Source organism: Pantoea sp. S18 (assembly GCF_045689705.1).
GTDB classification, from domain to species: Bacteria; Pseudomonadota; Gammaproteobacteria; order Enterobacterales; family Enterobacteriaceae; genus Pantoea; species Pantoea symbiotica.
The window spans coordinates 226,375-239,475 of record NZ_CP142688.1; the positions used below are offsets into that span (position 1 = coordinate 226,375).

General features: G+C 55.1%; 6 protein-coding genes, 1 tRNA gene and 3 rRNA genes. 8 read left to right on the forward strand and 2 right to left on the reverse strand.

Features of this window, described 5'->3' with window-relative positions:
* Nucleotides 1-60 precede the first annotated feature (60 nt).
* Both fadA and fadB read right to left on the reverse strand, forming a co-directional pair.
* A complete protein-coding gene (gene fadA / locus VIJ98_RS01020; protein ID WP_323271888.1) occupies nt 61-1,224 on the reverse strand; it encodes an acetyl-CoA C-acyltransferase FadA in 1,164 nt (387 codons plus the stop codon).
* Between the two features lie 10 nt (nt 1,225-1,234).
* On the reverse strand, nt 1,235-3,418 hold the full coding sequence (gene fadB / locus VIJ98_RS01025; protein ID WP_323271889.1) for a fatty acid oxidation complex subunit alpha FadB: 2,184 nt from the start codon (nt 3,416-3,418) through the stop codon (nt 1,235-1,237).
* 186 nt (nt 3,419-3,604) lie between these two features.
* Here fadB and pepQ point away from each other — a divergent pair, with 186 nt between their 5' ends.
* From pepQ to rrf, 8 genes are all read left to right on the forward strand, one after another.
* Complete coding sequence (pepQ, locus tag VIJ98_RS01030; RefSeq protein WP_036648706.1) at nt 3,605-4,936, forward strand: Xaa-Pro dipeptidase; 1,332 nt, start codon at nt 3,605-3,607, stop codon at nt 4,934-4,936.
* Nucleotides 4,936-5,553: an IMPACT family protein gene (locus VIJ98_RS01035; RefSeq protein WP_008105833.1), complete on the forward strand. Its 618-nt coding sequence runs from the start codon at nt 4,936-4,938 to the stop codon at nt 5,551-5,553. The genes pepQ and VIJ98_RS01035 overlap by 1 nt, the downstream gene beginning before the upstream one ends.
* A gap of 27 nt (nt 5,554-5,580) precedes the next feature.
* Nucleotides 5,581-7,032 carry a Trk system potassium transporter TrkH gene (gene trkH, locus VIJ98_RS01040; protein WP_008105835.1) on the forward strand — a complete coding sequence of 484 codons (1,452 nt, stop codon included), beginning with the start codon at nt 5,581-5,583 and terminating at the stop codon, nt 7,030-7,032.
* 17 nt (nt 7,033-7,049) lie between these two features.
* Entirely contained in the window at nt 7,050-7,586 is a 537-nt protein-coding gene (hemG, locus tag VIJ98_RS01045) for a menaquinone-dependent protoporphyrinogen IX dehydrogenase (protein WP_323271890.1), read from the forward strand.
* 408 nt (nt 7,587-7,994) lie between these two features.
* A 16S ribosomal RNA gene (locus VIJ98_RS01050) occupies nt 7,995-9,534 on the forward strand.
* Between the two features lie 89 nt (nt 9,535-9,623).
* Nucleotides 9,624-9,698, forward strand: a tRNA-Glu gene (locus tag VIJ98_RS01055).
* 215 nt (nt 9,699-9,913) lie between these two features.
* Nucleotides 9,914-12,819, forward strand: a 23S ribosomal RNA gene (locus VIJ98_RS01060).
* A gap of 105 nt (nt 12,820-12,924) precedes the next feature.
* Nucleotides 12,925-13,040 (forward strand): 5S ribosomal RNA (rrf, locus tag VIJ98_RS01065).
* Together the 16S, 23S and 5S rRNA genes with 1 tRNA gene alongside form the textbook arrangement of a ribosomal RNA operon.
* The last annotated feature ends 61 nt before the right edge of the window (nt 13,041-13,101 follow it).

Consider the following 13,101-nt stretch of genomic DNA (forward strand, 5'->3'; position numbering starts at 1 on the left):
ACGACGAACAGCCATAAAAAACCCGCCCGAAAGGGCGGGAACACGTGCAACATTAACGTATTAAACCCGTTCGAACACCGTGGCGATGCCCTGGCCTAAGCCAATGCACATGGTCGCCAGACCAAATTGCGCATCGCGACGCTCCATCAGATTCAGCAGCGTGGTACTGATACGCGCACCGGAACATCCCAGCGGATGACCGAGCGCAATCGCGCCGCCATTCAAATTCACTTTCTCATCCAGCTGTTCCAGCAAACCCATGTCCTTGATGCACGGCAGCGCTTGTGCGGCAAAAGCCTCGTTGAACTCGAACAGGTCGATATCCTGCACGCTGAGTCCGGCACGCTTGAGCGCCAGTTTGCTGGCGGGAACCGGACCGTAACCCATAATCGACGGATCGCAGCCGACCACCGCCATGCTGCGAATACGCGCGCGCGGCGTCAGACCGAGTTCGCGTGCGCGGCTTTCGCTCATGATCAGCATTGCGGCTGCACCGTCGGAGAGCGCGGAGGAGCTGCCTGCAGTCACGGTGCCGTTGACCGGATCGAACGCCGGGCGCAGCGCAGCCAATCCTTCGAGGCTGGTCTCTTCACGAATCACTTCATCGCTCTCAAAACGTTTCAACACGCCATCGGCGTCGTGGCCGTAGGTGGCCACAATCTCACGCTTGAAGTCGCCGCGCTGGGTTGCCGCCCAGGCGCGCTGGTGTGAACGCAATGCGAAAGCATCCTGCTGCTCACGCGTGATGTGATGTATGCGCGCCAGCATTTCGGCGGTTAACCCCATCATGCCCGCCGCTTTCGCCACCGTGCGACCCAGGCCCGGATGGAAATCCACGCCGTGGCTCATCGGCACGTGGCCCATATGTTCTACGCCGCCAATCAGGCAGCTGTGCGCATCGCCAACCATAATGGCGCGCGCCGCGTCGTGCAGCGCCTGCATCGACGAACCGCACAGGCGGTTGACGGTGCTGGCAGGCACGCGATGCGGGATCTCGGCCAGCAGCGCGGCGTTACGTGCAATGTTGAAGCCTTGCTCCAGCGTCTGCTGTACGCAGCCCCAGATAATGTCGTCCAGCGTGGCGGGATCGACCGCCGGATTGCGGCTCAGCAGCTCGCGCATCAAATGCGCCGAGAGATCTTCTGCGCGCACTTGACGAAACGCACCGCCTTTGGAGCGGCCCATCGGCGTGCGGACCGCATCAACAATGACTACTTTTTCCATTTTCATTACCTCAGGCACTTTGCAGCGCCGCTTCGTCAATCGGTTGCACCGCGGGATACCAGCTCTGATGCTGATGGGCTTTTTGCAACAGCAGCTCCGGCAGCGCGTAAAGCGGGCCGAGCGCGCTATAACGTTTGGCCTGATCGACCACGTTGCTGTTGCCCAGCGTATCCATGTAGCGGAACGCGCCGCCACGGAACGGCGGGAAGCCTAAACCGTACACCAGCGCCATATCGGCTTCGGCCGGTGAAGCGATGATCTTCTCTTCGAGGCAGCGCACCACTTCGTTGAGCATCGGCAGCATCATGCGGTTGGCGATCTCGTCATCGCTGAACACGCGCGTCGGCTGGCAAATTGGTTCCAGCAACGCATCAACAGCTGCATCGGCCTTCTTCTGCGCTTTGCCTTTTTTATCCTGCTCCCAGCGGTAAAAGCCCTGACCGTTTTTCTGGCCGTAACGTTTGGCTTCGAACAGCACGTCGATCGCGTCGCGATAATCTTTCTGCATGCGTGACGGGAAGCCTTGCGCCATCACTTGCTGAGCGTGGTGCGCGGTATCAATGCCGACCACATCCAGCAGCCACGCTGGGCCCATCGGCCAGCCGAACTGTTTTTCCATCACTTTATCGACCTGACGGAAATCTGCGCCATCGCGCAGCAGCAGGCTGAAAGCGGCGAAGTAGGGGAACAGCACGCGATTCACAAAGAAGCCGGGACAGTCATTCACCACAATCGGCGTCTTGCCCATTTTGCTCGCCCAGGCCACCACTTTGCTGAGAGTCGCTTCTGAAGTTTTCTCACCGCGAATCACTTCGACCAGCGGCATACGCGGCACCGGATTGAAGAAGTGCATGCCGCAGAAGTTTTCCGGGCGTTTTAAGGCTTGCGCCAGTTGGCTAATCGGAATGGTTGAAGTGTTGGAGGCAAGAATGGCGTCCTCGCGCAGATGCTGTTCGGTTTCTGCCAGCACTTTGGCTTTGATCTGCGGATTTTCCACTACCGCTTCCACCACTACGTCGGTGCGTTCGAATCCGGCGTAATCCAGCGTCGGCTGAATGGTGGTGAGTACGCTAGCCAGTTTGGCGCCGTCAATTTTGCCGCGCTCCAGCTGTTTGTTCAGCAGCTTGCTGGCTTCGGTCATGCCCAGCGTTAACGCCTGCGGATTGATATCTTTCATCATCACCGGCACGCCTTTCCATGCCGATTGATAAGCAATGCCGCCGCCCATAATCCCTGCGCCCAACACTGCAGCTTGCTGCGGCGCACCGGCCGCGCTGCTGTGCTTCTTCGCCAGGCCTTTGACGTACTGATCGTTCAGGAAGATACCGACCAGCGCGCGCGCCACATCGCTCTGCGCCAGCGGTACAAAAGCAGCGGTTTCCAGCTTCAGCGCATCATCACGTCCGAGGCTGGCGGCGGCTTCAATGGTTTTCACGGCGGTAATCGGTGCCGGATAGTGTTTGCCTGCGGTTTGCAGCACCATGCTTTTGGCAATGGTGAAGCTCATGGCGGCCTCAATCGGGCTGAGTTTCAGCGGTGCCAGCTTCGGCGCGCGACGTGCTTGCCAGTTGCCTTGCACGATGGCGTCCTGCAAAACGGTGAGTCCGGCGGCACGTAGTTTGTCGCTGCTGACCACTGCATCCACTAAACCGAGTTTCAGGGCGCTGTTGCCATCAACATCTTTACCGGCGGCGATGATTTCCATCGCGCTATCGGCACCGAGCAGGCGCGGCAAACGCACGCTGCCGCCAAAGCCCGGCATGATGCCCAGTTTGGTTTCCGGCAGGCCGATGCGTGCGGTGGGCGTGGCAATGCGGAAGTCGGTCGCCAGTATGCATTCACAGCCGCCGCCCAGCGCATAGCCGTCGATAGCGGCCACGGTTGGCACTGGCAAATCTTCTAAGCGATTGAAGATACTGTTGGCAAATGCCAGCCACTGACTCAGCTTCTCTTCTGGCGCATCAAACAGCGACAGGAATTCCGTGATGTCGGCACCGACGATAAATGCCGGTTTGGCCGACGAGAGCAGCAGACCACGCAGCGCGGGTTGCTGTTCCAATACGCTTAATGCCTCGCCCAATGAGGCAACGGTTTTGGTATCGAGTTTGTTCACCGAACCGGGCGCATCGAAAACTAGCTCGGCGATGCCGTCGTCAAGCCAGTGAACTGAAAGGGTATCGCCTTGGTAGAGCATGTCCGTCTCCTGAAACCGCGAAAGTTGATCTGGTCATACCAGATGAGTTGGAGTGTGAGTCTGATGTTAATTATTTGCAAACGAGAGTTTGCTTATTTGATACAACGATCACAGCGTGTGCAGCACGGCATCGCTTACACGGCTGTGCTACACTGCGGCCACTTTCGCGACATCGGAGACAAGTCCATGGATTCACTGAAAACCCTGTATCACGCGCACATCAATACGCTGCAGCAGCGAGCGCAGCAGGTGCTGGCTCGCTTTAAGCTTGATGCCATGCTGATTCATTCCGGCGAGTTATTGACCGTTTTTCTCGACGATCACGACTATCCGTTTAAGGTGAATCCCCAGTTCAAAGCGTGGGTGCCGGTGACGCAGGTGCCAAACTGCTGGTTATGGATTGATGGCGTGAATAAACCCAAGCTGTGGTTCTATTCGCCGGTTGATTACTGGCACAACGTTGAGCCGCTGCCCAACAGCTTCTGGACCAACGATGTGGACGTGATTGGCCTGAAAAGTGCCGATGAGATCGCGCAGTTGCTGCCTGCACAGCGCGAAAACGTGGCGTATATCGGTCCGGTGCCGTCACGCGCTTCCCAGCTCGGCATTAACAGCGAGCAGGTGAACCCGAAAGGCGTGATCGATTTCCTGCATTATCATCGCAGTATCAAAACTGAGTACGAACTGGCGTGTATGCGTGAAGCGCAGAAGCTGGCGGTGGCGGGGCATCGCGCGGCCAAAGAGGCGTTCTTCTCTGGCATGAGCGAGTTCGATATCAATATCGCCTATCTGACCGCAACCGGCCATCGCGATACCGATGTGCCTTACGGCAACATCATCGCGCTGAATGAACATGCCGCAGTACTGCACTACACCAAACTGGATCATCAACCGCCGGCCAAACGCCACAGCTTCCTGATTGACGCCGGTGCGGAATATCTCGGTTACGCCGCTGACCTGACGCGCAGCTATGCGGCGCAGAGCAAATCGCGCTATGCCGAAATGGTTGCGGCGATGAACAAGGAAGAGCTGGCGCTGATCGCTACTTTGAAAGCTGGCGTGCGCTATACCGATTATCATCTGCAGATGCATCAACGCATTGCGCGTCTGCTGCTGAAGTTCGAACTGGTGAAAGGTCTGACCGAAGAGACGCTGGTGGCGGAAGATTTAACCGGTCCGTTTATGCCGCATGGCCTTGGACATCCGCTTGGCCTGCAGGTGCACGACGTGGCTGGCTTTATGCAGGACGATAACGGCACGCATCTGGCGGCACCGTCCCAGTATCCGTATCTGCGTTGTACACGCGTGCTTGAACCTGGCATGGTGCTGACTATCGAACCGGGCTTCTATATTATCGATTCGCTGCTGGCGAAGCTGCGCGGCGGCAAGTTCAGTCAATACTTTGACTGGGCGGCAATCGATGCACTGAAACCGTACGGCGGTATTCGTATCGAGGATAACGTGGTGATTCACACTAATCGCATTGAAAACATGACGCGCGATTTGCACCTTGCCTGATGGATGCTTACGACATTCCCGCTGAGGCCGTGAGTCTCAGCGAGGAAACCATCAAGAAAAGCCGCTTCATCACCTTGCTGGCGCACACGGCGGGCGTGGAAGCGGCGCGCGCGTTTGTGCAGCAGGTTAAACAGGAACATCCCACCGCGCGGCATCACTGCTGGGCGTGGGTGGCAGGCGCGCCGGATGATTCGCAACAGTTGGGTTTCTCCGATGATGGCGAACCTTCTGGCACCGCCGGCAAACCGATGCTGGCCCAACTGATGGGCAGCGGTGTCGGTGAGATTACTGCGGTGGTGGTGCGTTATTATGGTGGCATTATGCTGGGCACCGGCGGACTGGTAAAAGCATATGGCGGCGGCGTGCAGCAAGGGCTGAAGCAACTGGCGCGTCAACGTAAAGTGCCGATGGAATCTTTTACCTTGCAATGCGATTACGCCCAACTCAGCGACATCGAGCGTTTGCTGCAACGTTTTGACGGCATTATAGAAGAGAGCCATTATCAGGATCGTATTGCGCTGCGTTTAGCGTTGCCGCATGCGCAGATTGATGGCTTTCGCCAAAACCTCTCTGATTACAGCCGGGGCGCGCTGACGCTCATCCCGCTGACAAACTAAAAGCTTCTGTTTAAAGGAAACGGCTGAATGCATTTTCGCGCCATTACCCGCATCGTGGGCCTGCTGGTGATTCTGTTCTCGGTGACCATGATTTTACCGGGCCTCGTCGCCTTGATTTACCGTGATGGAGCCGGGCGCGCGTTCAGTCAGACCTTTATGATGGCGATCGTTATCGGTTCGCTGCTGTGGTGGCCTAACCGCAAGCAGAAAAGCGAACTTAAGCCGCGCGAAGGCTTCCTCATCGTGGTGCTGTTCTGGACCGTGCTGGGCAGCGTCGGTGCGATGCCGTTTATCTTCGCCGAGCAGCCACATCTTTCAGTTACTGATGCGTTCTTTGAATCCTTCTCTGGCCTCACAACCACCGGAGCCACCACGCTGGTGGGACTGGATACGCTGCCGAAAGCGATTCTGTTCTATCGTCAGATGCTGCAGTGGCTCGGCGGGATGGGAATCATTGTGCTGGCGGTGGCGATTCTGCCGATTCTGGGCGTGGGTGGCATGCAGCTCTATCGCGCTGAAATGCCGGGTCCGCTGAAAGATAACAAGATGCGCCCGCGTATTGCGGAAACAGCGAAAACGCTGTGGCTGATCTATGTGTTGCTCACCGTCGCGTGCGCGTTGGCGCTGTGGCTGGCGGGCATGCCGATGTTCGATGCTATCGGCCATAGCTTCTCGACTATCGCGATTGGCGGGTTTTCAACCCATGATGCCAGCATCGGCTACTTCAATAGCCCAACCATTAATACCATCGTCGCGGTATTTCTGCTGATATCGGGCTGTAACTATGGCCTGCACTTCTCTTTATTAAGTGGTCGCAACCTGAAAGTGTACTGGCGCGATCCCGAATTCCGCATGTTTATTGGTGTACAACTGACCTTAGTGCTGATCTGTACCATCGTGCTGTGGTTCCACAATGTGTACGCCAGCGGCTGGCAAACATTGAATCAAGCGTTTTTCCAGGTGGTTTCGATGGCGACCACGGCCGGTTTCACCACCGACAGCATTGCACGCTGGCCGCTGTTCCTGCCGGTGCTGCTGCTGTGTTCGGCCTTTATCGGCGGCATGGCCGGTTCTACGGGCGGCGGATTGAAGGTGATCCGCATTCTGCTGCTTTTCAAACAGGGTTCGCGTGAGCTGAAGCGTTTAGTACACCCGAATGCGGTTTACACCATCAAACTGGGTAACCGCGCGTTGCCGGAACGTATCCTCGAAGCGGTGTGGGGTTTCTTCTCAGCTTATGCGCTGGTGTTCCTGCTCAGTATGCTGGCCATCATCGCCACCGGCGTGGATGACTTCTCTGCTTTTGCTGCCGTGGCCGCGACTCTGAATAACCTCGGGCCCGGTTTGGGTGTCGTGGCAGACAACTTCACTTCAATGAATGATGTCGCGAAGTGGATTTTGATTTTGACCATGCTGTTTGGACGCCTTGAAGTGTTCACGCTGCTGGTGCTGTTCACGCCGACCTTCTGGCGCGAATAATAAAATAGGATTGAGTAATGAAAGCGTTGATTCTGTATTCCAGCCGCGATGGGCAAACCCGTGACATTGCCGCGCGCATTGCGCAGACGTTAGTGCCGCATCAACTGTGTGACGTGATCGATCTACTGGAGGCAAACCAGATTGATTGGTTGCAGTACGATCGCGTGCTGATTGGTGCTTCGATCCGCTACGGTCACTTCAATCCGGTATTGCTCAAGTTTGTCACGCAGCACAAAGCACAGCTGCTGCAGCGGGTAAGCGGTTTCTTTAGTGTTAACCTCACGGCGCGTAAAGTTGATAAGTGCACGCCAGAGACCAATGCGTATACGCGCAAGTTCCTGGAGCAGTCACCGTGGCAACCCGATTGCTGTGCGGTTTTCGCCGGGGCATTGCGTTATCCGCGTTATCGTTGGTTTGATCGCGTCATGATTCAATTCATTATGCGCATGACCGGCGGGGAAACCGATACATCGAAAGAAGTGGAATACACCGATTGGAATAAAGTGGCGCTTTTTGCCCAGGATTTTGCGCAGTTACCAGGCAAATCGTTGTGAAATACAGCGTTGTGGCGAAATTTAGGACGAACAGTAATTTATTTGCAATAAACCCTTGTCAGCTCCGAATAACTCCCTATAATGCGCCACCACTGAGACGGCAAAGCGGCAACGCAGACGGCTCAGCAGGGAGTGAAGAAATTCATCCCGCCGGATGAAAACGCTGAAAAAAGTGTTTGACTCCGAAGGAGAGTAGCGTAGTATACGCCACCTCGCGACAGGCGGTTCAGCCGCTGTTCGCAACGCTCTTTAACAATTTATCAGACAATCTGTGTGGGCACTCGCAGGATTGATATCAGCGTCTCCGGACGTAAAAAATATCAAAGCCTCACGAGTGAACACATAATGAAATTCATTATGACGTTTTACAGATGAGCACCGCTGAACGTGTTTCAGCAAATCAAACTTAAATTGAAGAGTTTGATCATGGCTCAGATTGAACGCTGGCGGCAGGCCTAACACATGCAAGTCGAACGGTAGCACAGAGAGCTTGCTCTCGGGTGACGAGTGGCGGACGGGTGAGTAATGTCTGGGAAACTGCCCGATGGAGGGGGATAACTACTGGAAACGGTAGCTAATACCGCATAACGTCGCAAGACCAAAGTGGGGGACCTTCGGGCCTCACACCATCGGATGTGCCCAGATGGGATTAGCTAGTAGGTGGGGTAATGGCTCACCTAGGCGACGATCCCTAGCTGGTCTGAGAGGATGACCAGCCACACTGGAACTGAGACACGGTCCAGACTCCTACGGGAGGCAGCAGTGGGGAATATTGCACAATGGGCGCAAGCCTGATGCAGCCATGCCGCGTGTATGAAGAAGGCCTTCGGGTTGTAAAGTACTTTCAGCGGGGAGGAAGGCGGTGGAGTTAATAACTTCACCGATTGACGTTACCCGCAGAAGAAGCACCGGCTAACTCCGTGCCAGCAGCCGCGGTAATACGGAGGGTGCAAGCGTTAATCGGAATTACTGGGCGTAAAGCGCACGCAGGCGGTCTGTCAAGTCGGATGTGAAATCCCCGGGCTTAACCTGGGAACTGCATTCGAAACTGGCAGGCTAGAGTCTTGTAGAGGGGGGTAGAATTCCAGGTGTAGCGGTGAAATGCGTAGAGATCTGGAGGAATACCGGTGGCGAAGGCGGCCCCCTGGACAAAGACTGACGCTCAGGTGCGAAAGCGTGGGGAGCAAACAGGATTAGATACCCTGGTAGTCCACGCCGTAAACGATGTCGACTTGGAGGTTGTTCCCTTGAGGAGTGGCTTCCGGAGCTAACGCGTTAAGTCGACCGCCTGGGGAGTACGGCCGCAAGGTTAAAACTCAAATGAATTGACGGGGGCCCGCACAAGCGGTGGAGCATGTGGTTTAATTCGATGCAACGCGAAGAACCTTACCTACTCTTGACATCCAGAGAACTTAGCAGAGATGCTTTGGTGCCTTCGGGAACTCTGAGACAGGTGCTGCATGGCTGTCGTCAGCTCGTGTTGTGAAATGTTGGGTTAAGTCCCGCAACGAGCGCAACCCTTATCCTTTGTTGCCAGCGGTTCGGCCGGGAACTCAAAGGAGACTGCCAGTGATAAACTGGAGGAAGGTGGGGATGACGTCAAGTCATCATGGCCCTTACGAGTAGGGCTACACACGTGCTACAATGGCGCATACAAAGAGAAGCGACCTCGCGAGAGCAAGCGGACCTCATAAAGTGCGTCGTAGTCCGGATCGGAGTCTGCAACTCGACTCCGTGAAGTCGGAATCGCTAGTAATCGTAGATCAGAATGCTACGGTGAATACGTTCCCGGGCCTTGTACACACCGCCCGTCACACCATGGGAGTGGGTTGCAAAAGAAGTAGGTAGCTTAACCTTCGGGAGGGCGCTTACCACTTTGTGATTCATGACTGGGGTGAAGTCGTAACAAGGTAACCGTAGGGGAACCTGCGGTTGGATCACCTCCTTACCTGAAGATACCTTCCCGCGCAGTGCTCACACAGATTGTCTGATAAAAAGTAATGAGCAAGACGGCTGCGAAGTCGTGACACTACTCGTGTCCCCTTCGTCTAGCGGTTAGGACTCCGCCCTTTCACGGCGGCAACAGGGGTTCGAATCCCCTAGGGGACGCCACTTGCTTGGTGACAGGTGAAAGGTGTCTCCACGAAGTATCTCAAAACTGACTTAACCGTCATGTTTGAGATATTGCTCTTTAACAATCCGGAACAAGCTGAAAATTGAAACGACGTGTTGGTTCATTTCTCCGTAATAGGAAATGAATAACAACATGTTCGAGTCTCTCAAATGCTTGCAGTCTGCACGCGTTGCAAAACGCCTGTGGGTTGTGAGGTTAAGCGACTAAGCGTACACGGTGGATGCCCTGGCAGTCAGAGGCGATGAAGGACGTGCTAATCTGCGTAAAGCGTCGGTAAGGTGATATGAACCGCTACAGCCGACGATGTCCGAATGGGGAAACCCGGTGCACTCAGTGCATCATCGCAACATGAATACATAGTGTTGCGAGGCGAACCTGGGGAACTGAAACATCTAAGTACCCAGAGGAAAAGAAATCAACCGAGATTCCCCCAGTAGCGGCGAGCGAACGGGGAACAGCCCAGAACCTGAATCAGTTTGTGCGTTAGTGGAAGCGTCTGGAAAGTCGCGCGATACCGGGTGATAGCCCCGTACACGAAAGTGCACATACTGTGAGTTCGAAGAGTAGGGCGGGACACGTGGTATCCTGTCTGAATATGGGGGGACCATCCTCCAAGGCTAAATACTCCTGACTGACCGATAGTGAACCAGTACCGTGAGGGAAAGGCGAAAAGAACCCCGGCGAGGGGAGTGAAACAGAACCTGAAACCGTGTACGTACAAGCAGTGGGAGCCTCATTTATGGGGTGACTGCGTACCTTTTGTATAATGGGTCAGCGACTTATATTCTGTAGCAAGGTTAACCGTATAGGGGAGCCGCAGGGAAACCGAGTCTTAACTGGGCGTTAAGTTGCAGGGTATAGACCCGAAACCCGGTGATCTAGCCATGGGCAGGTTGAAGGTTGGGTAACACTAACTGGAGGACCGAACCGACTAATGTTGAAAAATTAGCGGATGACTTGTGGCTGGGGGTGAAAGGCCAATCAAACCGGGAGATAGCTGGTTCTCCCCGAAAGCTATTTAGGTAGCGCCTCGTGAACTCATCTTCGGGGGTAGAGCACTGTTTCGGCTAGGGGGCCATCCCGGCTTACCAACCCGATGCAAACTGCGAATACCGAAGAATGTTATCACGGGAGACACACGGCGGGTGCTAACGTCCGTCGTGAAGAGGGAAACAACCCAGACCGCCAGCTAAGGTCCCAAAGTCATGGTTAAGTGGGAAACGATGTGGGAAGGCACAGACAGCCAGGATGTTGGCTTAGAAGCAGCCATCATTTAAAGAAAGCGTAATAGCTCACTGGTCGAGTCGGCCTGCGCGGAAGATGTAACGGGGCTAAACCATGCACCGAAGCTGCGGCAGCGACACTATGTGTTGTTGGGTAGGGGAGCGTTCTGTAAGCCGTTGAAGGTGTCCTGTGAGGGGTGCTGGAGGTATCAGAAGTGCGAATGCTGACATAAGTAACGATAAAGCGGGTGAAAAGCCCGCTCGCCGGAAGACCAAGGGTTCCTGTTCAACGTTAATCGGAGCAGGGTGAGTCGACCCCTAAGGCGAGGCTGAAAAGCGTAGTCGATGGGAAGCAGGTTAATATTCCTGCACTTGGTGTTACTGCGAAGGGGGGACGGAGAAGGCTAGGTTATCCGGGCGACGGTTGTCCCGGTTTAAGCGTGTAGGCTGATATCTTTGGTAAATCCGGGATATCTTAAGGCTGAGGCGTGACGACGAGCCACCACGGTGGTGAAGTAACTGATGCCCTGCTTCCAGGAAAAGCCTCTAAGCTCCAGGTAACACGAAATCGTACCCCAAACCGACACAGGTGGTCAGGTAGAGAATACCAAGGCGCTTGAGAGAACTCGGGTGAAGGAACTAGGCAAAATGGTGCCGTAACTTCGGGAGAAGGCACGCTGGCGCGTAGGTAGAGGGACTTGCTCCCCGAGCCGAAGCCAGTCGAAGATACCAGCTGGCTGCAACTGTTTATTAAAAACACAGCACTGTGCAAACACGAAAGTGGACGTATACGGTGTGACGCCTGCCCGGTGCCGGAAGGTTAATTGATGGGGTTATCCGCAAGGAGAAGCTCTTGATCGAAGCCCCGGTAAACGGCGGCCGTAACTATAACGGTCCTAAGGTAGCGAAATTCCTTGTCGGGTAAGTTCCGACCTGCACGAATGGCGTAATGATGGCCAGGCTGTCTCCACCCGAGACTCAGTGAAATTGAAATCGCTGTGAAGATGCAGTGTACCCGCGGCAAGACGGAAAGACCCCGTGAACCTTTACTATAGCTTGACACTGAACATTGAGCCTTGATGTGTAGGATAGGTGGGAGGCTTTGAAGCGTGGACGCCAGTCTGCGTGGAGCCAACCTTGAAATACCACCCTTTAATGTTTGATGTTCTAACGTAGGCCCGTGATCCGGGCTGCGGACAGTGTCTGGTGGGTAGTTTGACTGGGGCGGTCTCCTCCCAAAGAGTAACGGAGGAGCACGAAGGTTGGCTAATCCTGGTCGGACATCAGGAGGTTAGTGCAATGGCATAAGCCAGCTTGACTGCGAGAGTGACGGCTCGAGCAGGTGCGAAAGCAGGTCATAGTGATCCGGTGGTTCTGAATGGAAGGGCCATCGCTCAACGGATAAAAGGTACTCCGGGGATAACAGGCTGATACCGCCCAAGAGTTCATATCGACGGCGGTGTTTGGCACCTCGATGTCGGCTCATCACATCCTGGGGCTGAAGTAGGTCCCAAGGGTACGGCTGTTCGCCGTTTAAAGTGGTACGCGAGCTGGGTTTAGAACGTCGTGAGACAGTTCGGTCCCTATCTGCCGTGGGCGCTGGAGAATTGAGGGGGGTTGCTCCTAGTACGAGAGGACCGGAGTGAACGCACCACTGGTGTTCGGGTTGTCATGCCAATGGCATTGCCCGGTAGCTAAGTGCGGAAAAGATAAGTGCTGAAAGCATCTAAGCACGAAACTTGCCCCGAGATGAGTTCTCCCTGACTCCTTGAGAGTCCTGAAGGGACGTTGAAGACTACGACGTTGATAGGCCGGATGTGTAAGCGCAGCGATGCGTTGAGCTAACCGGTACTAATGACCCGTGAGGCTTAACCTTACAACGCCAGAGGCGTTTTGGTCTGAGAGACCGATATTTTCAGCTTGTTTTACGGATTAAAGAATCAGCGGAAGCGAATGTTATTCGTTTTTGCAGCAGAATTTGCCTGGCGGCTTTAGCGCGGTGGTCCCACCTGACCCCATGCCGAACTCAGAAGTGAAACGCCGTAGCGCCGATGGTAGTGTGGGGTCTCCCCATGCGAGAGTAGGGAACTGCCAGGCATCAAATAAGTGAAGAAGCCCCGAACGAAAGTTCGGGGCTTTTTTACGTTTGTACATTAGT